Source organism: Pseudoduganella violacea (assembly GCF_014191875.1).
Lineage (GTDB): Bacteria > Pseudomonadota > Gammaproteobacteria > Burkholderiales > Burkholderiaceae_D > Rugamonas > Rugamonas violacea_A.
This window is the reverse complement of record NZ_JACHXD010000005.1, coordinates 199,195-220,620: the sequence shown is the minus strand read 5'-3', so window position 1 is coordinate 220,620 and position 21,426 is coordinate 199,195. Positions and strand designations below refer to the sequence as shown.

Sequence of the window (21,426 nt, the reverse complement as noted above, 5' to 3'; positions counted from 1 at the left end):
TGCCAGCGGGCCCACTGACGAGGAAATACTATCTTGGCAAGCTTGCCGGCATGACGGCGCAAGCTGCCGCTTTTGGCGGTTCGCTATATTTCGACGGGCAGGCCGCTGCGATCAGCACAGCGCGGAAGGCGAAAATGATACAAAACACTCAAGTCTTAGGCTCGGTCTTGTGGCATTGCAGGCGGTATTGCATCGGCGTCTGGCCGGTGAAGGCCTTGAACTGGCGGCTGAAAGCGCTGTGGTCGGTGTAACCGCACTCGATGGCGATGTCGGCGATGCTGCGCTCAGGATCGGTTTCGATCAGGCTCAAGGCGCCGTTCAGGCGCGTTTGCAGCAGCAGCTGGCGCGGCGTGTAGTGGAAGACGCGCTGGAACAGGCGCTCGACGCGCGCCAGGCTCAGTCCCTCCTCTTTTGCAAGTTCATTCAGGCTGAGGGGTTGGCGGTGGTTGTCGCGGATGCGCTGGGCGATATTGGCGATCTGGCGGTAGACCGGATGCACCTCGTCGGCCAGGCCCAGGTCGTGCGAAGTGCCGACCAGGCCAATGATGGCGCCAGATTCGTCGCGCAAAGGCGTCTTGTGGGTCAGGCACCAGCCGCGCCGGCGGTTGGGGTAGAGATGCAGCTCCAGATGTTTGCGGATGGTGCTGCCGGCTTCGATCACCTGGCGGTCCTGCTCCATATAAGCCTGGGCCAGCGGACGCGGATGCACGTCCAGCACCGTCTTGCCCAGCAGCTCCTGCTTGCTGCGCAGGCCGCAGCGGCGCGCCAGCGTGTGGTTCACGGCCATGTAGCGGCCGGCGCGGTCCTTGACGAAGAAGGCGACGTCGGTCAGCGCGTCGAACAGGGTTTCGATGGCGGCCAATTCGACGCCGAAAGGCGCTTGCAGCGCATCGTCCAGCGCGTGCTCCAGCAAGGCGGCCTGCCGCTGCTGCGCAAAGTCGTTCAACATGGCCGCCTCCCCTTCGCTCTCCCTCCGCCGTGGCGGGGGTTGTTATCTGTATGCGAGGAAATATACCTTATGCGGCGGCGCGCACGTTTGCCGGACTTTAAACGCCGTGCTCCCAGTCGCGCGCGCGTTCCACCGCGCGCGCCCAGCGCGCCAGCAGATGGCCGCGCTGGTCGGCGCTCATGGCCGGCTCGAAGCGGCGCTCGCATTCCCACTGGGCCGCGATTTCTTCCTGCGATTCCCAATAGCCGACCGCCAGGCCGGCCAGATAGGCCGCGCCCAGGGCCGTGGTTTCCGTCACCTTGGGCCGCACTACCGGCACGCCCAGCAGGTCGGCCTGGAACTGCATCAGCATATCGTTGCGGGCCGCGCCGCCGTCGGCGCGCACCTCGGCCACCGGAATGGCGGCATCCTTCTGCATCGCCAGCAGCAGCTCGGCGCTCTGGTAGGCGATGGCTTCCACGGCGGCGCGCGCGATATGCGCCTTGCCGCTGCCGCGCGTCAGGCCGACGATGGTGCCGCGCGCATACGGGTCCCAATGCGGCGCGCCCAGGCCGACAAAGGCCGGCACCAGCAGCACGCCATCGCTATCGGGCACGCTGTTGGCCAGCGCCTCCACATCGCTCGACTGCTGGATGATGCCCAGCCCGTCGCGCAGCCATTGCACGGTGGCGCCGCCCATGAAGACCGCGCCTTCCAGCAGATAGTCGGTGCGGCCGTCGACGCGCCAGCCCACGGTGGACAGCAGGCGGTTGTGCGACACGCGCGGATGCCGGCCGGCGTACATCAGCATGAAGCATCCCGTGCCATAGGTGTTCTTGACCATGCCCGGCTTGTGGCAGGCCTGGCCAAAGGTGGCGGCCTGCTGGTCGCCGGCGATGCCCGCCACCGGGATCGACGCGCCGAACAGGGCGGCCCTGGTATTGCCGATTTCCTCGCTGGAGGACACCACCTGCGGCAGGATCTCTTCCGGAATATCGAACAGCTGCAGCAGGTCGGCATCCCAGCGCATCAGGTGGATATTGAACAGCATGGTGCGCGCCGCATTGCTGACGTCCGTCACGTGCACGCCGCACAGCTTCCAGGCCAGCCAGCTGTCGATGGTGCCGAAGGCCAGCGCGCCATGGCGGGCGCGTTCGCGCGCGCCGGGCACATGGTCGAGCAGCCATTTCAGTTTGGTGGCGGAGAAGTAGGCGTCCAGTTCCAGGCCGGTGGCATCGGTAATCAGCTTGGCCTTGCCGTCGGCGCGCAACTGGTCGCACATCTCGGCGGTGCGGCGGTCCTGCCAGACGATGGCGGGCGCGATCGGCTCGCCCGTCTTGCGGTCCCAGACGATGGTCGTTTCGCGCTGGTTGGCGATGCCGATGGCCAGGATCTGGCTGCCTTCTACGCCGTTGTCGTGCAAGACCTTGCGCGCCACGGTGAGCTGGCTGTTCCAGATTTCGTTGGGATCGTGTTCCACCCAGCCGGGGTGGGGATAGTGCTGGGGGTATTCCTGCGCGGCGCTGCCGCAGATCTGGCCGCGGTGATCGAAGAGGATGGCGCGCGAGCTGGTAGTGCCTTGGTCTAAAGCCAGGATGTATTTTTTCATCGTGTTACGAAGAAAATCGAATTCAAGTGAAGCAAGCCGATAGGCCGGATTTTGTTACGGCGCCGACCCTTGCGAACCGGCGCTATGACAGCCATTCCTCTAGGCGCCGAATTACTCCGGCGCTCAAGCTTTCTACCCGCACGCTCCGCGAGCAACATCATCGCGTGCCTATTTGAAATTGCACCAGGTGGAGGTTACCGCGTTTCACCGTAACTTAATACGCTCGTCTCTGTGGCCCTATTCCTCGCCTTATACCTTGCGGACTTCGGCGGACGGCCGTTAACCGTCACCCTGCTCTATGGAGTCCGGACCTTCCTCCCGCCAGTGCATTGCTGCACCGGCCAGCGGCTGTCTGGCTTGCTTCACCCGCTATTGTAACCTGCCGCCCCCGCCCCCGGCAAAAAGCGCCCCGCTCCAGAGTAGACAAATGAAAAATGGTGTCGCCATTTCAAAAGCCGCTCCCCCGGCGCCGTTCTAGAATGGCGGATCATCAGGATTTCTACCCCGTTTTTTTACAGAGGCTAGCACCATGACGCAACCATCCCGTTCCGGCGGCCAGATTCTGGTCGATGCACTGAAAGTCCACGGCGTCGACACCGCCTTCGGCGTTCCCGGCGAAAGCTATCTTGACGTGCTCGACGCCCTGCACGATTCCGGCATCCGCTTCATCATCAACCGTCAGGAAGGGGGCGCCGCCTTCATGGCCGACGCCTACGGCAAGCTGACCGGCCAGCCCGGCATCTGTTTCGTCACGCGCGGCCCTGGCGCCACCAATGCCTCGATCGGCGTGCACACGGCCTTCCAGGATTCGACCCCGATGATTCTCTTCATCGGCCAGGTGGGCGGCGACTTCATGGACCGCGAAGCTTTCCAGGAAGTCGACTACCGCCGCATGTTCGGCCAGATGGCGAAATGGGTGGCCCAGATCGATCGCGCCGAACGCATTCCCGAATACCTGGCGCGCGCCTTCCAGGTGGCCACCAGCGGCCGCCCCGGTCCCGTGGTGCTGGCCCTGCCGGAAGACATGCTGATCACCCAGGCCAGCGTGGCCGACACGCGCCGCTACCAGCCGGTGCAAGCCTCGCCATCGCGCGCCCAGATCGGCCAGTTGCGCGAGATGCTGAGCGAAGCCCAGCGCCCGCTGCTGCTGCTGGGCGGCGGCGGCTGGAACGCGCAAGCCTGCGCCGACATCCAGCGCTTTGCCGAAGCCAATGCCTTGCCGGTATCCTGCGCCTTCCGTTTCCAGGACTTGCTGGACAATAGCCACCCGAACTATATCGGCGACGTCGGCATCGGCATCAACCCCAAGCTGGCGGCGCGCGTCAAGAACGCCGACCTGATTATCGCCATCGGCCCGCGCCTGGGCGAGATGACCACCAGCGGCTACTCCATCATCGCCTCGCCGGTGCCGGCGCAGCGCCTGGTGCACTTCCACGCCAGCGCCGAGGAACTGGGCAGCGTCTACCAGGCCGACTTGATGATCGCCAGCGGCATGCCGCAAGCGGCGGCCATGCTGGCCGAGATGGCGCCGGTCGACAGCGGCGCCTGGCGCGCCAGCGTGGCCGAAGCGCGCGCCGAGCTGGCCGCCTGGCAGGAAAAGCCGCCCATCTTCCAGGACGGCAAGGCGCCGCTCGACCTGTGGCAGGTGGTGCAGGATATCCGCGCCCAGACGCCGGCCGACACCATCATCACCAACGGCGCCGGCAACTACGCCACCTGGGCGCACCGCTTCCACACCTACGGCGGCATGCGCACCCAGCTCGCGCCCACCAGCGGCGCCATGGGCTACGGCGTGCCGTCCGGCGTGGCCGCCAAGATCGTGGCGCCGCAGCGCACCGTGATCACCTTCGCCGGCGACGGCGAATACATGATGAACGGCCAGGAATTGGCGACGGCGGTGCAGTACCGCGCCGGCCTGGTCATCATCGTCTTCAACAACCAGATGTTCGGCACCATCCGCATGCACCAGGAACGCGAGTATCCGGGCCGCGTCTCGGGCACCACCCTGCACAACCCGGACTTCGCCGCCATGGCGCAAGCCTATGGCGCGCGCGGCGAGGTGGTGAACACCACGGCCGAATTCGCGCCGGCCCTGCAGCGCGCCCTGGCGCACGCCCGCGAGCAGCAATTGCCCGCCCTGATCGAGCTGCGCTACGACGGCAACCTGATCACCCCGGGCGCGACGCTGGAAACCATCAGCAAGAACGCGCTGGCGGCAAAAGCGGCGAGGTAAGAAAGCAGGAAAATAAGAAAGGCCGGGAGACTCCCGGCCTTTTTTCAAGGGTGCACGCTCAAGCCTGCGTCGGCGGCGCCGGTTCCCATTTGGGGAATGGCTTCGGCTCAGACGACGGCTCCTCATGCGGCCGCGCCTTGGACGGCGGGCAAGCCTTGCAAGTCTTCGGTTTGGCGCCAAAATCGCGCACCAGCGGCAGTTGCATGGACGGTCCCTGCTCGCCGCAATAGCCGCCCTCCAGCGTCAGCATCTTGCCATCGGCCGAGAAGCTGCCGCTGATGGTCTTCTCATCCTGGTCGGCCAGTTGCACGGTGAAGTAGAACAGTTTGCCGCGCGGATCGACATTCACATCGCCCGCCACCACCGGCCAGCTCAAGCCGCCGGCCGTGTACTCATAGATCACCGTATCGACTTCGGCAAAGCGCTGCAGCGTGATGCGCTGGCCGCCGAACTCCCCGCTATCGGGATGGATGCACAGATCCGAATACACCCACATGCCGTGGCGCGGCAAGCCATATGGCTTGTCCTTGCGCACCGTCTTCGGCGCCGCCAGCGCAGCGCAGGAAACGAACAGGATGGCGAGAGCGTAGCGAGTATGGGTTTTCATAAGCGATATTGTAGCGGTAAAAAAAAACCGGCTGCCGAAGCAGCCGGTTTTCAGATCAGGCGATCAGGTTCCGATTAGAACGAGTGACGCACGCCGATGTTGAAGGCTTTGTCGCCGGTGCCAGCTTCGGAGTTGTTGCCAACGGTGTAGCCTGCGCCGTTTTTGTTCTTGATCTTAGCGTATGCCACGTAGGTGGTGGTGCGCTTGGACAGATCGTAGGTGTAGCCCAGTGCCCACTGGTTAGCGTCTTGGTTCAGGTTGGTTTTATCGTTCTTGTTGATGTAAGAAGCGATGAACTTGCCTGCGCCGCCCACTGGCACGGTCACGCCGATCAGAGCGTCAGCGCTCTTGGTCGAAGCTACTGGAGCCACGGTGGTGCCGTATGGGTTGTTGACGTTGGCCAGAGCGGCGCTGTTCAGACCTTTGTTGTCGCTGTACATGAAGAATGCTTTAGCAACTTGGAAGTCGTAGTTCACAGCCAGCAGGGTGTTACGGCCGGTGTCTTTTTCGGCAACTGGGCCGCCCAGCACTGGCTGGTCGTCGTTGTTGCGGTTGTTGTACGCCAGACGCGCGTTCAGCGGGCCGTTGGAGTAGTTCAGCGACGCGCCAACTTGACGTTGGGTCGAGTTAGCCGATTTTTCGCCGAAGCCGTAGAAGAACTCAGCGGACACGCCGTTGTAGGTCGGGGTCACGTACACAGCAGCGTTGCTGTTGCGGGTGTTGGCGCCAGCGACTGGGAACAGGTTTTTCGCGGTACCAGCCAGGCCAGCGGCGAACGGGTCACCCACTTGCGACAGGGCGTTGTAGAACGGGGTGTACTGACGACCCAGGGTCAGGGTGCCGGCTTCTTTGGAACGCAGACCAACGAAGGACTGACGGTTGGCGATGGAGCCGGACACGTCGGATTCGCCGGTGTCAGCCTTGATGCCGCCTTCCAGCACGAACAGGGCTTGCAGACCGCCGCCCAGATCTTCGGTGCCTTTGAAGCCCAGACGGGAAGCGTTGGCCACGCCGCTGGTTACTTTGTTGACGCTGCCGGATTTGCCGCCGCGCTCTGCCACGATACCGGCATCAACGATACCGTAGATGGTGACGTTCGACTGTGCGAAAGCAGCGCTGCTCATGGCGCCCAAAACTGCGATGGAGATTAGAGTTTTTTTCATTACAAAGTTCCTTCAGTTGTTTGCAGCAAAAATTTAAAAGCTTTGATACCGCTAAATTCGGTCTTGATCGGCGCCCCACCCTGCGGCGCCTCTTATCCGTGAGGGCAAACTCCCCGATTGCCACTATGCTGTTCCGCTGCGGAACGCGTTCACTTTATCTGCGGCCGAGTTCATCGATGCCGGCTTGTCGCAGTGCTCTAGGGCACTGGAGGCGGCACTATACTGATGGATCGGCAATCCATCAAGTGTCAGATGCTTGCGAATTCAGCAAATCCTCCGGTTCTATCCTTCCCCCGTCGGTCTAAACGCGCAAGCAACTTTGCCACCCGGCAATATTCTATCGCATCGCAATAGAAGCTGCCCGAACGGTCGTTCGGAAACTTTCCATTCCAAACAGAAGGAAAGACGTTCCTTTCGATCATTATGACTATTTTATACCGCTTTTCAGAACGTTGCTCGCCTGCACGCTAGTTATACGGATTCTGGGCGAGAGAATATTTGGGTGAGGCATACGACTTTCAGTCACAGTAGACGAGCCAGCCTCTAGAGGAAGATTACTTCATGGCTGAACATTGACATCTACTTTCAGTATATGCTGCGTTGCAAAAAGTTACATCTCAACCAAACCACCGTTGACGGTGCGCCACGCTCCCCACCGCGTTTTACCGTCGTACAACACTGCAACAATTTATTTTTACCGACTATTTGTCCAATACAAATATATGAGGAACTTGCGATTTACCAGGAATTTGACGTAGGGCAACTTTGTGTCGTGGACAAGGGCCGCCGCCGGCGCCGTGCGGGCGCCCAACAGCCCCGTCTAGCGAACACTTCCCCGCCAAAAACGCGAGTAGAATTGGTCAGATAGGTCGTCAAACCCGCGCCTACCCAAGACCCGTAGCCGCTTTTGCATGAACACTTCAAGCCCATCACAGCCCGTCCCCAGCACCATCAGCGACGTTGAACGCGACACCGGCGTAGCCAAGGAAACCTTGCGCGTCTGGGAGCGCCGCTACGACTTTCCGCGACCGCAACGCGACGCCTTCGGCGAACGCGTGTACTCGGCCGACCAGGTGCACAAGCTGCGCCTGGTCAAACGCCTGATCGACCTGGGCTACCGGCCCGGCAAGGTGATCCAGTTCGGCAGCGCCGAATTGCAGGCCATGGCCGAACAGGCGGCCGGCCGCCAGCAGCCGGTCAGCGCACCGCATCCGGAACTGCATACCTATATAGAGCTGTGCAAAACCCACCAGATGGAAGCGCTGCGCCGCAAGCTGTCGCAAGCCATGCTGGTGATGGGATTGAAAAACTTCGTCATCGATCTGGTGGCGCCGCTCACCGCCCATATCGGCGAAGCCTGGACCGGCGGCCAGTTGGCCGTGTTCGAAGAACATTTATTCAGTGAGTCGCTGCAGATCGTCATGCGCAGCGCCATTTTCTCGATTCCGCAAGCCCACCACCACGGCGCCGCGCCGCGTCCGCGCATCCTGCTGGCGACCCTGCCGCAGGAACGCCAGGGCCTGGGCCTGCTGATGGCCGAAGCCGTTTTCGCCGCCGACGGCGCCCACTGCACCTCGCTCGGCGTGCAGACCGCCCTGCCCGATATCGTGGAAGCGGCGCGCAGCCTGCACAGCGATATCGTGCTGCTGTCCTTCTCGCCGCTGGCCAATCCGCGCCAGGTGGGCGATGCCTTGAAAGAGCTGCGCGCGCGCCTGCCGGAAGCGATGGAAATCTGGGCCAGCGGCAGCAATGCCGCGCTGCGCAAGCGCGCCGCCGGCGCCGCCCAGGTGTACGGCCTGGCCGACCTGGGCAAGGGCATCGCCGAGTGGCGCCAGCGCACGCACGGCCAGGCCGCCTGAATCCCGCGCCGGCCTCCCTGTTTCCCGACCATAGCGCTCTGGTAGAATGTGCGCTTATTTTCAGCGCCCGACCGCCTACCCAATGTTCAGTTTTTTCAAGAAGAAAACCGCCGCCGCCGAAGCGCCGCCGGCCGCGCCTGAGACGCGCCCCGCCACGCCAGCCCCTGTTCCCGCTGCCGCCGTCCCTGCCGCCGCTGCCGATACTGCCGATGCCGCGCTGTCGGCCGCCGATTTCGAAACCGCCGCCAAGCCCGAATCGAAGCAATCGTGGATGAGCCGCCTGAAGGCCGGCCTGTCCAAGACCTCGGCCAATCTGTCCATGCTCTTCGTCGGCGCGCGCATCGACGATGAACTGTATGAGGAGCTGGAAGCGGCCCTGCTGATGGCCGACGCCGGCATCGAAGCCACCCAGTACCTGCTCGACACGCTCAAGCGCAAGGTCAAGGAAGACAAGCTGACCGAAGCCGCCGCCGTGAAAACGGCGCTGAAGGAGCTGATGATCGACCTGCTCAAGCCGCTGGAAAAGCCGTTCGAGCTGGGCCGCCACCAGCCCACGGTGATGATGATTTCCGGCGTCAACGGCGCCGGCAAGACCACCACCATCGGCAAGCTGGCCAAGCATATGCAGGCGCACGGCCAGTCCGTGCTGCTGGCCGCCGGCGACACTTTCCGCGCCGCCGCGCGCGAGCAGCTGATGGTCTGGGGCCAGCGCAATAATGTGACGGTGATCTCGCAAGCCTCGGGCGATCCGGCCGCCGTCTCCTTCGACGCGGTCCAATCGGGCAAGGCGCGCGGCAGCAACGTGGTGATGGTCGATACCGCCGGCCGCCTGCCGACCCAGCTGCACCTGATGGAAGAACTGAAAAAGATCCAGCGCGTGATCGGCAAGGGCATGGAAGGCGCGCCGCACGAGACCTTGCTCGTCATCGACGGCAATACCGGCCAGAACGCGCTGGCCCAGGTCAAGGCTTTCGACGATGCGCTGCAATTGTCCGGCCTGATCATCACCAAGCTCGATGGCACGGCCAAGGGCGGCGTGATCGCCGCCATCGCCCGCGTGCGCCCGGTGCCCGTGTACTTCATCGGCATCGGCGAGAAGATCGAAGACCTGCAACCTTTCAATGCGGCCGAATTTGTTGAAGCCCTGCTTGCCTAAGGCACCATGATCGAATTCCAGCAAGTCAGCAAACAATACTCCGCCGAGGCCATGGCCTTGCGCGACATTACCTTGAATATCGAGAAGGGCGAGCTGGTGTTCCTGGCCGGCCCTTCCGGCGCGGGCAAGTCCACGCTGATGAAGATGATCGCCGCCATGGAGCGCCCGACCTCGGGCAAGGTCATCGTCAACGGCCAGGACATCGGCAAGATCCGCCGCGCCGGCATTCCCTTCCTGCGCCGCAACCTGGGCCTGATCTTCCAGGAACAGCGCCTGCTCAACGACCGCTCGGTGCTGGCCAATGTGATGCTGCCGCTGACCGTGAGCGGCGCCCCGCGCGCCGCCGCCGAGCAGCGCGCGCGCGCCGCGCTGGACAAGGTGGGCCTGCTGGAGCGCGCCGCCGATGAACCGCTGGCCCTGTCCGGCGGCGAGCAGCAGCGCGTCTCGATCGCGCGCGCCATCGTCAACCGACCGCAAATCATCCTGGCCGACGAACCGACCGCCAATCTGGACCGCGCCAGCGCCACCCGCGTGCTCGACGCGCTGAAGGCCTTCCACTCGGTGGGCGTGACCTGCCTGATCTCCACCCACGACGAGCTGGTGCTCGAATCGGCCGCGCGCGTGATCCACCTGCAGCAAGGCGAACTGCTGAAGGAGGCCGCATGAGCATCTGGCTGCGCCAACACGGCTTCGCCCTCGGCTCCGCGCTGATCCACCTGCGCAAGGCGCCCGGCAGTTTCCTGTTCAATATCCTGGTGGTGGCCATCGCCTTGGCCCTGCCCTTCACCGGCCTGACCCTGCTCAATAATGTGCGGCCGATGTCGGAACAGATGTCGGTCGATCCCGAACTGAGCGTGTTCATGAAACAGGACACGCCGCGCGAGCAGGCGGCCGGCATTGCCGGTTCGCTGCGCACCATCGTCAAGGATGCCAAGATCGTCTTCGTGCCGCGCGAAAAAGCGCTGGAGCAGCTGAAAGACAAGAGCGGCTTGAACGATGTGATCAGCACCCTCGGCGAAAACCCGCTGCCCGACAGCTATATCATCAAGCTCGACGCCTTCCAGAGCGCGGCCGAAGGCGCGGCCATCGACGGCATCGCCGACCAGATGCGCGCCCTGCCCGGCGTGGAATCGGTGCAGGTCGATTCGGCCTGGGTCAAGCGCCTGGCCGCCCTGCTCGGCGTGCTGCGCCTGGCCCTGCTGCTGCTGGCCGCGACCCTGGGCACGGTGGTGGTGGCCGTGGTGTTCAACACCATCCGCCTGCAAGTCATGACCCAGCGCGAGGAAATCCTCGTCTCCAAGCTGATCGGCGCCACCGACGCTTACATCCACCGCCCCTTCTATTACAGCGGCGCCTTGCTCGGCCTGTGCGCCGGCGGCGCGGCCCTGGGCGCCGTGGCCCTGGCACTGCGGCCGCTGAATACGGCGATCGCCGAATTCGCGCGCCTGTACGCCTCCGAATTCCAGCTGGCGCCGCTGGAACCCCTGGCCATGGCCGGCTTGCTGGCCCTGTCGGCCAGTCTTGGCCTGGTGGGCGCCCTGCTCTCCGTGCAACGCCACCTGGCCCGCCTCAATTAATTCTTCGGCACGCCCGCGTGCGTTCTCGCACAGAGAACGCACCGGCGGCGCCCGTATGCTATCCCTATTCCTGCTCGCATGCCAAAGCCCATCGGCCCTTTGGAGTCGATAGCTTTTTGCTATAAGGCCCATCATTTCGGCCGATTGGCACTCATCGAAGGAGAGTGCTAATATATGTTCAACAGCAAGTTTAAAAACATGCCTCGGTGCAAGTTTAAGAGCCGATTAAGTTCCATCCGGCATTCTGCATCCGAACGGTAAAGAACCGTAACAGTCCAAGTGCCCGACAATTCCGCATGGCATATTGTGACTAGAGCAACACCTTCGAGCGAGGAAAGAATATATGACTACGATGTCCGCACAATCCGCCCTGGTCCCCGCCGGCAGCAGTGCACTGGGCCTCGGCTTCAGTGGCAACCTGGGCAACCTGGACGCCTATATTTCGGCCGTCAACCGCCTGCCCATGCTGTCGCATGAGGATGAGGTGCGCCTGGGCCGCCGCCTGAAGGAAAACAATGACCTGGGCGCCGCCCAGGAACTGGTGCTGTCCCACCTGCGTCTGGTGGTGTCGATCGCGCGCGGCTATCTGGGCTATGGCCTGCCGCACGCCGACCTGATCCAGGAAGGCAATATCGGCCTGATGAAGGCCGTCAAGCGCTTCGACCCGGACCAGGGCGTGCGTCTGGTGTCCTACGCCATGCACTGGATCAAGGCCGAGATGCACGAATACATTCTGAAGAACTGGCGCCTGGTCAAAGTGGCCACCACCAAAGCCCAGCGCAAGCTGTTCTTCAATCTGCGCAGCCACAAGCAAGGCCTGGACGCCATGTCGCCGGCCCAGATCGACCAGCTGGCCAAGTTGCTGGACGTGAAGCGCGAGGAAGTGATCGAAATGGAAACCCGCCTGAGCGGCCGCGACATCGCGCTGGAAGCGCCGTCCGACGACGAAGACGACAAATTCTCGCCGATCGCCTACCTCTCGTCCGACCAGAACGAGCCGACCCGCGTGCTGGAAGCCGAAGCCGTGACCCGTCTGCAATCGGAAGGCCTGGAAACCGCGCTGGGCAAGCTCGATGCGCGTTCGCGCCGCATCGTCGAAGCGCGCTGGCTGGCCAATGACGACGGCTCCGGCGCCACGCTGCACACCCTGGCCGACGAATTCGGCGTCTCGGCCGAGCGCATCCGCCAGATCGAAGCGGCCGCGCTGAAGAAGATGAAAGTCGCGCTGGCCGCCTACGTCTAAGCCGCCTTGTTGCGCGCTTAAATTTTCAGAAAACCGGGGGTCGCCCCGGTTTTTTGTTTTATGCTCGCAGTTCAGCGGTGCGCCGCCGATGATGCAATTTGCTTAATATTTTCCTCGTGCGTGCCAGCTCGACAGGAGACCATATGCAACCCAGAATCATCAGCGTCATGCTATGCCTCTGCATCTTCAGCATCATCGCCGCCTGCGGCATCGCCCGCAGCACGGCGCCCGAACCCAGCCCGAGGACGCCCATGCGAACCAGTGCCACCTACACCCTGAGCGCCGGCCAGACGGTCCCGATCGCCGCCGGCGCCACGCTCACGCTCGACCGCATCAATGACAGCCGCTGCCGCAAGGGCGCCGTCTGCGTCTGGGCCGGCTACATCAGCTTCAGCTTCACCGTCAACAAAGGCGGCGCCAGCCAAAGCTTCGTGCTGGCAGAGGACATGCCCAACGCCGGCAAGACCGAAGTCCGAGACGGCCTCAGCTACACCCTCGAAAGCCTGGTTCCGCCCGATCCCCCCGCCGTCGACGCCCCCGAGCCCGACTACCGCGTCACCGTGCGCGTCACCCTCACCCCACCCTGAGTCCGCCAAGCTTTGATCCATATCAAGCAATGTCCACCCTGGTGTCAGGCACCAGAGTCGGACATTCTTTGATCTAGATCAGCAAATGTCCCACCTTGGTGCCTGACACCAGGGTGGGACATTGTTTGATCTAGCGCAAACGGTGGAGGGGCTAGGGTTGGTGGTGATGCTGGCGGCTGTCGGCGGGGGCTTGGGCGCGTTCGTGCAGGCCGTAGTCGCGCATGACGCTGGCGATGCGCAGGCGGTAGTCTTCAAACAGGGCGCCACGGCCTGCGGATTGGGCGGCGCGGTGAGCTTCCAGCCGGCGCCAGGCGGCAATGGCTTCTTCATCGCGGAAGAAGGACAGCGAAAGCAGCTTGCCGGGCTGGCTCAAACTCTGGAAACGTTCGATGGAAATGAAGCCGTCTACCTCGTCCAGCAAAGGACGCAGCGAGGCGGCAATGTCGAGGTATTCCTGGCGGCCTTCCGCTTTGGGACTCACTTCAAAAATGACGGCGATCATGCTTCTTCTCCCTGATTGAAAAATTCCGGAATGCGGGCGTTGTGCGATGGGCGGTAGCGCCATTCGTACCGATTCTTTTCCAATACCTGCGCTTGCAGCAGAACATCGATGGCAGCGGCGGCAATCGTTACCGCCAGCGCTTGGCCGGGACAGGTGTGCGCGCCATGGCCGAAGCCGAAAACCTGGCCTTGCGCATCGCGTGCGCGGCTGGCCGCAGCCAGCACCAGCAGCACGACATCGCCGGGCTGCAGTTCGACGCTGCCGATACGCGTTGCCTCGGCCACGAAGCGGCGCGTGTTCTGAATCGATGGGTCGTTGAGAGCGACATCCCGTACCAGCGCCAGCCCACCTTCGCTGGCACGCTGCGGCGCGCGCAGCAGGTCGACAATGGCATTGCCGATCAGTCCCGCCGTGGCCTCGTAAGTCTGCGACAGCAGGCCGACCAGATTGGCCAGGATCGCTTGCGCATTGTTCCAGCCAGCCGCTTCGGCTTCGGCCAGCACCGCGCCCAGCAGACTGTCCGCTGCTGGCGGCGCGCTGCGCAGCAGATCGCTGAAGCTGTCGAGTAGGAAGCGTGCCGCGTGCTGGGCCAGCGCCAGCTGTTCCGGGCTGCTGAGCGGGGAGAGACAGGCGACGAACTGGCGCATCCACGCCGACAGCGCGGGCAACTGGGATGGCGCGAAGCCGAGCAGGCTGGCCATCGTCTGCACCGGCACATCGCACATCCACGCCGAGAGCCTCGCCCCGTCCAGACGCGTTCTCGCAGCGTGCAAGGCCGGAGGCAAGGCCTGCGCCAGCGAGGCCGCGCGCAGCTGCGCCGCTTCCAGCGGCAATGCCGCCAAGGCACGCTGCAAAACCAGTTTGGGCACGACGTGGCGCGCGCCGTCATTCATCCTCACCAGTTGACCAAACACCTGCCCCGCGCTGCCGCCCGCGATGGCGGCCGGCACCGCCTCCGCCACCGGACGCACGCGGCAGGCGAGATTTGCCATCACCGCGCGCACCAGCACCGGGCTTCCGGCCAGCCACAGTTTGCGCTCCTCGTCGAACACCAGTTCGGACCGCGCCGCCAGGGCGGCATAGCCTGGATAGGGATCGCTCTGGGTGACTGCCGCTATCGGATCGAAATACATGGATTTCCTTTGCACGAGTGGGATGGCTGCAGTATGCTGAAAAGCCCCACCCCACACTTCGCCCTGGACCGAAATATGGATGCACAAGCCGACAACCACCTGTCCCGCATCGCTGGCGCGATCGCCGAGCCGGCGCGCGCGCGCATGCTGTGCTGCCTGCTCGACGGCCACGCCCGCACCGCCACCGAGCTGGCGGCGGTGGCGGAAGTCGGCGCCTCCACCGCCAGCGCTCACCTGGCGCGCCTGAAGGAAGAACAGATGGTGGAATTGCTGGTGCAGGGCCGCCACCGCTACTACCAGCTGGCCGGGCAGGACGTCGCCACCGCGCTGGAAGCGCTGCTGGTGGTGGCCGGACTGCCCCGTCCCGAATTCAAGCCCGGCACGCCGAACCGCCTGCGCAAGGCACGCACCTGCTACGACCATATGGCCGGCTCGGTCGCCGTCGCCCTGCACGACCACTTTGCCGAACAAGGCTGGCTGGAAGCGTCCGATGACACGCCCAAGGAATACCGCTTGAGCGCTGCGGGAGAACAAGGCTTCGCCGCGCTGGGACTGGATCTGCCGGCCACACGCAAACTGCGCCGCCGCTTCGCCTGTCCCTGTCTGGACTGGAGCGAACGGCGCCCGCACCTGGGCGGCGCGCTGGGCGCGGCCCTGCTACAGATGGCACTGAAAAAGGGCTGGGTGGAACAGGATCTGGACAGCCGCGCGCTGAGCGTTGCGCCCAAGGGACAGCGGCAGATGCTGGCGGCCTTCGGTCTAAGCATCGCTTAAGCTGTCTGCAAGACGATGTGAGGACTTTATCAACAAGGAGTCGTCATGAAAAACTGGGCACGCGACAATAAAGGCTTCCTCCTCTTCCTCGCATTATTCGGCATCTTCCGCACCGCCATCGCCGACTGGAATCCGATTCCATCGGCCTCCATGCATCCCAATCTGCTGGAAGGCGATGTGGTCTTCGTCAACCGCGTGGCCTATGACCTGAAGGTGCCGCTGACCGATATCTCGCTGGCGCGCCTGGGCGAGCCGCAGCGCGGCGACGTCGTGACCTTCTCCTCGCCCAAGGACGGCACGCGCCTGATCAAGCGCGTCGCCGCCCTGCCCGGCGACACGGTGGAGATGCGCGGCGAGCGCCTGATCGTCAACGGCAAACAGGCCGAATACACGGTGCTGGGCAACCATAGCGAGGACATGGGCATGGCCGGCCAACTGCAGGCGCTGCAACTGAGCGAAGCCAATGGCGACGCCAGCTACCGCATCCAGATCCTGCCGCAAGTGCATGCGCGGCGCGACTTCGCGCCGCTGGTGATCCCGGCCAATCAATTCCTGATGCTGGGCGATAACCGCGACAACAGCAGCGACTCGCGCTATATCGGCCTGGTGCCGCGCGATCTGCTGATCGGCCGCGCCGAACGCATCCTGGTTTCGGCCAACATCACCGACCGCTGGCAGCCGCGCTTCGAGCGCATTGGCGCCAGCCTGCGTCCACAGTAAACCTCCCCCGTGGCGGCCGCCCGCCGCCACTTCCCGATTGCCATCCGCCGCCAAATCGCGCTAAAATGAGAATAATTCTTATTTGCGTTTGATTTGGGATGGCAACGGCGACCACTTTGCAGCTTGATCCGGGCGTGCTCTATCACGAGCATCACGCCTGGCTATTCGGCTGGCTGCGCAAAAAGCTCGGCTGCGCCCACCATGCCGCCGATCTGGCGCAGGACACCTTCCTGCGCATCGTCGCCGCGCGCGACACCCTGCCGCAACTGGCCGAACCGCGCGCCTGGCTCACCACCACCGCCAAGCGCCTGCTGATCGACCGCCAACGCCGCGCCCTGATCGACCAGGCCTATATCGCCGAACTGGAACTGCTGGCGCAGGAACTGCCCTGCTATCCCTCGCCCGAAGAAATCCTGCAGGCGGCGCAGGCGCTGAACGCCATCGCCCGCGTGCTGGAAGGCCTGTCCGACAAGGCGCGCGAAGCCTTCCTGGCCCACTACCTGGACGGCGAAAGCCATGCCGCCATCGCCGAGCGCCTGCAAGTCTCGACCCGCATGGTGCACAAATACCTGGTGCAGGCGCTGATGCGCTGCGGCGAGGCGCTGGACGAGCCATGCCTGTAAGCCTGCCGCGCGCACTGTCCGAGCAGGCCGCCGAACTGGTGGTCGCGCTCACGGCCGACACCCCGCAGGAACGCGCCGCCGCGCGCAGCGCCTTGGACGACTGGAAGGCCGCCGATCCGCGCCACGCGCAGGCGGCCGAACGCATGGAATATCTGCTCGGTCAACTGGAAGACGTGCAGCGCATCGGCGCCGGCGACAGCCGCCCCGCGCGCGCCGCCATCCACGCCGCGCTCAAACCCGAAGCCAACGGCAAACGGCGCGGCGCGCGCCTCGCCACCGCCGCCATGCTGGCCCTGAGCCTGTGCGGCGCGGCCTGGCTCGGCCTGCAGCACTACCCGCCCGCCCTGCTCACCGCCGACCTGCGCGCCGGCACCGGACAATGGCAGCAGCACACCCTGAGCGACGGCAGCCGCCTGACCCTGAACAGCGGCAGCGCCGTCAAGCTGGCCTACACCCCGCAGCAGCGCGCCGTGCGCCTGGTGCAGGGCGAAATCCTGGTGGACGTGGCGCGCGACGCCGCCCGCCCCTTCATCGTGCACACGGAAGAAGGCAGCATCCGCGCCTTAGGCACCCGCTTCGTGGTACGCCGCGTTGACGGCGTCACCGAGCTGTCGATGCTCGAATCGAAAACCGCCGTGCAAACCGCCGCCCAGGCCGCGCAGCTCAGCCGGGAAAATATGGTGGTCACCGCCGGCCAGCGCCTGCGCATCGAAGCCGGCGCGCTTGGCCCGCTCGGCCGCATCGATGCCGGCAGCGTGTCCGATGCCTGGCGCCTGCACCAGCTGGTGGTGCAGGACCGCCCCCTGAGCGAAGTGCTGGACGAACTGGCGCGCCACCGTCCCGGCGCCCTGCGCTACGACCGCGCGCAGCTCGATGGCATCCGCGTCTCCGCCGTCCTCCCGCTGGACGACACCGGACGCGCCCTGCACCTGCTGCTCACCAGCTTCCCCCAGTTGCGCATCCGCACCGTCACCCCCTACCTGGTCCTGATCGACGCCCCCGCCAGCTGAGCCCGCCACCGTTTGCGCCAAATCAAACAATGTCCCACCCTGGTGTCAGGCACTAAGGTCGGACATTCTTTGAGCAAAATCAAAGAATGTCCGGTTCTGGTGCCTGACACCAGGGTTGGACATTCGTTGATATAGGTCAAAGGGGATTTTTTTGCGGGAACGGTTCCGGTTTGGGGCGGCTGTCCGTCAAGGTAGGTGAAGCAGCGAATATTTGTCCCGCGTGCAGCGGGCGTTACCGTCAAGAACGAGAAGGAATCAGAGCATGTCCAGGCAATATCAGGGCGCCGCGCGCGCCGCCACTTCGTCCCGTCGTACCCATCTCGCGCCTCTGGCTCTGGCAATCCAGCTGGCCTTCGGCGGCGCGCTGGCGGCGGCCCTGCCGGGCGTGGCCCTGGCGCAGGCGACCGGCGCGCAACAGGCGCAGTACGATATTCCGGCCGGTCCTCTGGCGGAGTCGCTGAACCGCTTCGCGCAGCAGGCCGGCGTGGCGATCGTGCTGGATGCGCAAAAAGTGCAGGGACTGCGCAGCCCCGGCCTGAAAGGCAGTTATGGCGTGGAGGATGGCTTCAATGCCCTGCTGCGCGATAGCCAGTTTGTGATCGGGAAAACCAGCTCCGGCTATCTGCTGCTGGCGAAACCTGCCCAGCGTTCGACCAGCGCCGCTGCCGGCGGCACCCAGCCGGAGCAGACCCTGGCCGCCGTCAACGTGAGTTCCACCCTGCTGGCCGACGAGCTGCCGCGCGCTTACGCCGGCGGCCAGGTCGCCCGTGGCGGCCAGCTCGGCATCCTGGGCAGCACCAGCATCATGGACGCGCCCTTCAATCTGACCAGCTACACCGCCGAACTGGTGGCCAACCGCCAGGCCAGCACCGTGGCCGCCGTGCTGCTGAACGATCCGTCGGTGCGTTTCACCACCTCCGAAGGCCATATCTACGAGAATTTCAGCATCCGCGGCTTTGAGATCAATGGCGAGGACTTGGCCTTCAACGGCCTGTATGGCGTGGCGCCGAGCGGCCATGCGCCGACCGAATTCCTGGAGCGCGTGGAAGTGCTGAAAGGTCCGGGCGCCCTGCTGGGCGGCATGTCGCCGCAAGGCGCCGTGGGCGGCATCATCAACCTGATTCCTAAACGCGCCACCGATAAGCCGCTGTTCCGCCTGACCACCGACTACACCTCGCGCGGCCAGTACGGCGTGCATGCCGACGTGGGCCAGCGCTTTGGCGAAAGCAATCGCTGGGGCATCCGCGTCAACGGCGCTTACCGCGACGGCAAGGTCGGCGTGAAGGATCAGGAAAAAGAGCGCATCCTCGCTTCCGTCGCGCTGGACTATCGCGGCCCGCAACTGACCGCCAGCATCGATGCCTATAGCGACCGCGAGAACATCGACAATGGCAGCTCCTGGATGGCATCCTTTCCCGCCACCGGCGTGATCGCGCCACCGAAAACCGGTACCAATCTGCTGCGCGGCATCTACGGCAAATTGAAAAACGACGCCATCATGGCGCGCGTCAGCTACGAATTCAATGATCAGGTGAGCGCCTACGCCTCCCTGGGCAAGCTGAAATACGAGTATTCCGGCTATGTGAACGGCACCCGCGCTGCGATCAAGAACACCGCCGGCGACTATACTGCCAACACCTATCACCAGCGCGGTTCCACCGACAATACCTCGGGCGAAGTGGGCGTGCGCGGCCGCTTCACCACGGGTTCCATCCGCCACCAGGCAGTAGCCAGCATCACTTCGCTGGATATCGATACCGGCCGCGCCAACCCGGCCTTCAGCGCGACATTCAATTCGAACATCTACAACCCGACCTTGCCGGCCCTGGCCGCCGATCCCGGCCCTGCACCACGCACCAATGAAGCCACGCTGCGCAGCTTCGCCTTCGCCGACACGCTCTCCTTCGCCGAGGACAAGGTGCTGCTGACCCTGGGCGCGCGCCGCCAGCAGGTGAAGACCGAAGCTTTCCACGCTGTCACCGGCGCGCGCACCTCCGCCTACGACAAGAAGGCTACCACGCCGGCAGTCGGCATCGTGGTCAAACCATGGTCGCCGTCGGTTTCGCTGTATGCGAACATGATCGAAGGCCTGAGCCAGGGCGGCACCGTCACCGACGAAAAAGCCAAGAACTACGGCGAAGTCTTCGCTCCCTTCCGCAGCAAGCAGGTGGAAGCGGGCGTGAAATGGGATCTGGGCGAAATCACCAATACCTTCAGCGTGTTCCAGATCAAGCGTCCTTCTATGATCAAGAACGTCGCCACCAATACCTACTCGGTGGATGGCGAGCAGCGTAATCGCGGCGCGGAATGGAATCTGTTCGGCCAGATCAACCCCTCGCTGCGCCTGCTGGGTGGCGCGGCCTACACGAGCAGCAAGCTCACGCGCGCCGCCAGCGCCAATCTGGATGGCAAAACGCCTTACGGCATCCCGAAATGGAAGGCGAATCTGGGCGCTGACTGGGACGTGCCAGGCGTGCGTGGCCTGAGCCTGAACGGCCGCATGATCTACACCAGCAGCCAGTTCGTCAACAACGCCAACACCCAAAAGATCGACAGCTGGACCCGTTTCGACCTGGGCGCCCGCTTCGTCACCCGCGTGATGGAGAAAGAACTGCAACTGCGCGCCAATGTGGAGAACGTCGCCAACAAGAGTTACTGGGCAGGCTCCTTCAACGACAACTTCGTGACCCAGGGTGCGGGCCGCATCTATAAACTCTCGGCATCGGTGGACTTCTGATGAATAACCCTCAAGCGAAGAAAGCGCCCGCGCGGCGCCGCTGGCTGGCTGGCACCACCGCCTTGCTGGCGGCAGGTCTGGCGCCAGCCGTTGCGGCGGACAAGCCCGGCGCTGCGTCCGATAGCGTCTGGATACCAGCCGCGCTGCCGCAAGCGCGGCAAGCCGACCTGCGCTCGCGCCACACCGGCCAGCACTACCGCATCTTCATCAGCATTCCCGACACGCCTGCGCCGGCGGCCGGCCATCCGGTGATTTACGCGCTGGACGGCAATGCCTCCTTCCCCTCGCTGGCCCTGATGGCGCGCACCGTCGCGCGCCGCAGCAAGGTCACGGGACGCAATGCGCCGGTCGTCGTCGGCATCGGCTACGCCAGCGGAGAGGATTACGATGGCCCGGCGCGCAGCCGCGACTACACGCCGCCTTCGTCCAAGGCCACGGAGAAGGAAGGCGGCGCCGACCGCTTCCTCGACTTCATCGAACAGGAACTCAAGCCGCAGATTGCCGCACTGGCGAAAATCGATCCGCAGCACCAGGCATTGTTCGGCCATTCCTACGGCGGCCTGTTCACCCTGCACGCCTTGTTCACGCGTCCCGCCGCCTTCCAGACCTTCATCGCGGCCAGCCCCTCGATCTGGTGGGGCGAGCGCTTCATCCTCAGCGAGCAGGCCGGACTTGCCACGCGTGCAGCCGCCGCAACGAGCAAGCCGCAACTGCTGCTGACAGTGGGCGAACTGGAACAGGCGGTCGCGCCAGGCAAACAGCTCAGCGAACGCAGCGCCATGCTGATGGAAAAACGCATGGTCGATGCCGCGCGCGACTTGGCGGTGGACCTGCAAAAGCAGGCGGCTCAGGATGCCGGCAAGGCCGCGCTGGCTCGCGTGCGCTTCCTTGCGCTGGCCGGCGAGGACCACGGTTCCGCGTTGTTCCCGGCCCTCTCGCGCGGCCTGGAATTCTTCCTGGAGTAA

19 protein-coding genes and 1 other RNA gene are annotated in these 21,426 nt (G+C 64.3%); 13 read left to right on the top strand and 7 right to left on the bottom strand.

The features are described from left to right. Window positions 1-148: 148 nt before the first annotated feature. The 3 genes from FHS03_RS11370 to rnpB all read right to left on the bottom strand — a co-directional run bounded on the left by FHS03_RS11370 (window position 149) and on the right by rnpB (window position 2,901). Entirely contained in the window at window positions 149-949 is an 801-nt protein-coding gene (locus FHS03_RS11370; protein ID WP_183441085.1) for an AraC family transcriptional regulator, read from the bottom strand. A 97-nt stretch (window positions 950-1,046) separates the two neighbouring features. Beyond that, a complete protein-coding gene (glpK, locus tag FHS03_RS11365; RefSeq protein ID WP_183441084.1) occupies window positions 1,047-2,537 on the bottom strand; it encodes a glycerol kinase GlpK in 1,491 nt (496 codons plus the stop codon). Window positions 2,538-2,561: 24 nt separating this feature from the next. Next, window positions 2,562-2,901, bottom strand: an RNA gene (gene rnpB, locus FHS03_RS11360) — RNase P RNA component class A. 165 nt (window positions 2,902-3,066) lie between these two features. Between rnpB and FHS03_RS11355 the strand changes: the two genes are divergently transcribed. After that, window positions 3,067-4,770 carry a thiamine pyrophosphate-binding protein gene (locus FHS03_RS11355; protein ID WP_183441083.1) on the top strand — a complete coding sequence of 568 codons (1,704 nt, stop codon included), beginning with the start codon at window positions 3,067-3,069 and terminating at the stop codon, window positions 4,768-4,770. A 58-nt stretch (window positions 4,771-4,828) separates the two neighbouring features. On the opposite strand, the gene FHS03_RS11350 is transcribed toward FHS03_RS11355, so the two are convergent. Both FHS03_RS11350 and FHS03_RS11345 read right to left on the bottom strand, forming a co-directional pair. Continuing rightward, on the bottom strand, window positions 4,829-5,377 hold the full coding sequence (locus tag FHS03_RS11350) for a hypothetical protein (RefSeq protein ID WP_183441082.1): 549 nt from the start codon (window positions 5,375-5,377) through the stop codon (window positions 4,829-4,831). A 74-nt stretch (window positions 5,378-5,451) separates the two neighbouring features. Further along, window positions 5,452-6,540: a porin gene (locus tag FHS03_RS11345; protein ID WP_183441081.1), complete on the bottom strand. Its 1,089-nt coding sequence runs from the start codon at window positions 6,538-6,540 to the stop codon at window positions 5,452-5,454. Between the two features lie 911 nt (window positions 6,541-7,451). Between FHS03_RS11345 and FHS03_RS11340 the strand changes: the two genes are divergently transcribed. The 6 genes from FHS03_RS11340 to FHS03_RS11315 all read left to right on the top strand — a co-directional run bounded on the left by FHS03_RS11340 (window position 7,452) and on the right by FHS03_RS11315 (window position 12,962). Further along, a complete protein-coding gene (locus FHS03_RS11340; RefSeq protein WP_183441080.1) occupies window positions 7,452-8,399 on the top strand; it encodes a MerR family transcriptional regulator in 948 nt (315 codons plus the stop codon). Between the two features lie 82 nt (window positions 8,400-8,481). Next, window positions 8,482-9,555 (top strand): signal recognition particle-docking protein FtsY, encoded by a 1,074-nt coding sequence (gene ftsY / locus FHS03_RS11335; RefSeq protein ID WP_183441079.1) that lies wholly within the window; start codon window positions 8,482-8,484, stop codon window positions 9,553-9,555. A gap of 6 nt (window positions 9,556-9,561) precedes the next feature. Beyond that, the gene (locus tag FHS03_RS11330; protein ID WP_183441078.1) at window positions 9,562-10,221 is read left to right on the top strand and encodes a cell division ATP-binding protein FtsE; all 660 of its coding nucleotides are present in this window, start codon (window positions 9,562-9,564) and stop codon (window positions 10,219-10,221) included. Next, on the top strand, window positions 10,218-11,132 hold the full coding sequence (ftsX, locus tag FHS03_RS11325) for a permease-like cell division protein FtsX (protein ID WP_183441077.1): 915 nt from the start codon (window positions 10,218-10,220) through the stop codon (window positions 11,130-11,132). Before FHS03_RS11330 ends, ftsX begins: the two co-directional genes overlap by 4 nt. 343 nt (window positions 11,133-11,475) lie before the next feature. Next, window positions 11,476-12,375, top strand: a complete 900-nt coding sequence (gene rpoH, locus FHS03_RS11320) for an RNA polymerase sigma factor RpoH (protein WP_183441076.1) — start codon at window positions 11,476-11,478, stop codon at window positions 12,373-12,375. Window positions 12,376-12,518: 143 nt separating this feature from the next. Then, complete coding sequence (locus tag FHS03_RS11315; protein ID WP_183441075.1) at window positions 12,519-12,962, top strand: hypothetical protein; 444 nt, start codon at window positions 12,519-12,521, stop codon at window positions 12,960-12,962. A 151-nt stretch (window positions 12,963-13,113) separates the two neighbouring features. Here the strand turns inward: FHS03_RS11315 and FHS03_RS11310 are convergent, their stop codons facing one another. After that, window positions 13,114-13,464 (bottom strand): antibiotic biosynthesis monooxygenase family protein, encoded by a 351-nt coding sequence (locus FHS03_RS11310; RefSeq protein ID WP_183441074.1) that lies wholly within the window; start codon window positions 13,462-13,464, stop codon window positions 13,114-13,116. Then, window positions 13,461-14,597 carry a cytochrome P450 family protein gene (locus FHS03_RS11305; protein ID WP_183441073.1) on the bottom strand — a complete coding sequence of 379 codons (1,137 nt, stop codon included), beginning with the start codon at window positions 14,595-14,597 and terminating at the stop codon, window positions 13,461-13,463. The genes FHS03_RS11310 and FHS03_RS11305 overlap by 4 nt, the downstream gene beginning before the upstream one ends. A gap of 75 nt (window positions 14,598-14,672) precedes the next feature. Between FHS03_RS11305 and FHS03_RS11300 the strand changes: the two genes are divergently transcribed. From FHS03_RS11300 to FHS03_RS11275, 6 genes are all read left to right on the top strand, one after another. Further along, the gene (locus FHS03_RS11300) at window positions 14,673-15,371 is read left to right on the top strand and encodes an ArsR/SmtB family transcription factor (RefSeq protein WP_183441072.1); all 699 of its coding nucleotides are present in this window, start codon (window positions 14,673-14,675) and stop codon (window positions 15,369-15,371) included. Between the two features lie 45 nt (window positions 15,372-15,416). Then, on the top strand, window positions 15,417-16,091 hold the full coding sequence (gene lepB, locus FHS03_RS11295) for a signal peptidase I (protein ID WP_183441071.1): 675 nt from the start codon (window positions 15,417-15,419) through the stop codon (window positions 16,089-16,091). 98 nt (window positions 16,092-16,189) lie between these two features. After that, entirely contained in the window at window positions 16,190-16,714 is a 525-nt protein-coding gene (locus FHS03_RS11290) for a sigma-70 family RNA polymerase sigma factor (RefSeq protein WP_183441070.1), read from the top strand. Continuing rightward, window positions 16,705-17,724: a FecR family protein gene (locus FHS03_RS11285; RefSeq protein ID WP_183441069.1), complete on the top strand. Its 1,020-nt coding sequence runs from the start codon at window positions 16,705-16,707 to the stop codon at window positions 17,722-17,724. The genes FHS03_RS11290 and FHS03_RS11285 overlap by 10 nt, the downstream gene beginning before the upstream one ends. 262 nt (window positions 17,725-17,986) lie before the next feature. Next, complete coding sequence (locus FHS03_RS11280) at window positions 17,987-20,461, top strand: TonB-dependent receptor (RefSeq protein ID WP_183441068.1); 2,475 nt, start codon at window positions 17,987-17,989, stop codon at window positions 20,459-20,461. Beyond that, window positions 20,461-21,426, top strand: a complete 966-nt coding sequence (locus FHS03_RS11275) for an alpha/beta hydrolase (protein ID WP_183441067.1) — start codon at window positions 20,461-20,463, stop codon at window positions 21,424-21,426. Before FHS03_RS11280 ends, FHS03_RS11275 begins: the two co-directional genes overlap by 1 nt.

Excerpts from the sequence above, each read along its gene's own strand:
- FHS03_RS11330 (WP_183441078.1), top strand. The coding sequence starts at position 9,562 with ATGATCGAATTCCAGCAAGTCAGCAAACAATACTCCGCCGAGGCCATG.
- FHS03_RS11315 (WP_183441075.1), top strand. The coding sequence starts at position 12,519 with ATGCAACCCAGAATCATCAGCGTCATGCTATGCCTCTGCATCTTCAGC.
- FHS03_RS11350 (WP_183441082.1), bottom strand. The coding sequence starts at position 5,377 with ATGAAAACCCATACTCGCTACGCTCTCGCCATCCTGTTCGTTTCCTGC.
- ftsX (WP_183441077.1), top strand. The coding sequence starts at position 10,218 with ATGAGCATCTGGCTGCGCCAACACGGCTTCGCCCTCGGCTCCGCGCTG.
- FHS03_RS11280 (WP_183441068.1), top strand. The coding sequence starts at position 17,987 with ATGTCCAGGCAATATCAGGGCGCCGCGCGCGCCGCCACTTCGTCCCGT.
- FHS03_RS11310 (WP_183441074.1), bottom strand. The coding sequence starts at position 13,464 with ATGATCGCCGTCATTTTTGAAGTGAGTCCCAAAGCGGAAGGCCGCCAG.
- FHS03_RS11275 (WP_183441067.1), top strand. The coding sequence starts at position 20,461 with ATGAATAACCCTCAAGCGAAGAAAGCGCCCGCGCGGCGCCGCTGGCTG.
- FHS03_RS11285 (WP_183441069.1), top strand. The coding sequence starts at position 16,705 with ATGCCTGTAAGCCTGCCGCGCGCACTGTCCGAGCAGGCCGCCGAACTG.
- FHS03_RS11340 (WP_183441080.1), top strand. The coding sequence starts at position 7,452 with ATGAACACTTCAAGCCCATCACAGCCCGTCCCCAGCACCATCAGCGAC.
- FHS03_RS11370 (WP_183441085.1), bottom strand. The coding sequence starts at position 949 with ATGTTGAACGACTTTGCGCAGCAGCGGCAGGCCGCCTTGCTGGAGCAC.
- FHS03_RS11355 (WP_183441083.1), top strand. The coding sequence starts at position 3,067 with ATGACGCAACCATCCCGTTCCGGCGGCCAGATTCTGGTCGATGCACTG.
- FHS03_RS11290 (WP_183441070.1), top strand. The coding sequence starts at position 16,190 with ATGGCAACGGCGACCACTTTGCAGCTTGATCCGGGCGTGCTCTATCAC.
- FHS03_RS11345 (WP_183441081.1), bottom strand. The coding sequence starts at position 6,540 with ATGAAAAAAACTCTAATCTCCATCGCAGTTTTGGGCGCCATGAGCAGC.
- glpK (WP_183441084.1), bottom strand. The coding sequence starts at position 2,537 with ATGAAAAAATACATCCTGGCTTTAGACCAAGGCACTACCAGCTCGCGC.
- ftsY (WP_183441079.1), top strand. The coding sequence starts at position 8,482 with ATGTTCAGTTTTTTCAAGAAGAAAACCGCCGCCGCCGAAGCGCCGCCG.
- FHS03_RS11305 (WP_183441073.1), bottom strand. The coding sequence starts at position 14,597 with ATGTATTTCGATCCGATAGCGGCAGTCACCCAGAGCGATCCCTATCCA.
- FHS03_RS11300 (WP_183441072.1), top strand. The coding sequence starts at position 14,673 with ATGGATGCACAAGCCGACAACCACCTGTCCCGCATCGCTGGCGCGATC.
- rpoH (WP_183441076.1), top strand. The coding sequence starts at position 11,476 with ATGACTACGATGTCCGCACAATCCGCCCTGGTCCCCGCCGGCAGCAGT.
- lepB (WP_183441071.1), top strand. The coding sequence starts at position 15,417 with ATGAAAAACTGGGCACGCGACAATAAAGGCTTCCTCCTCTTCCTCGCA.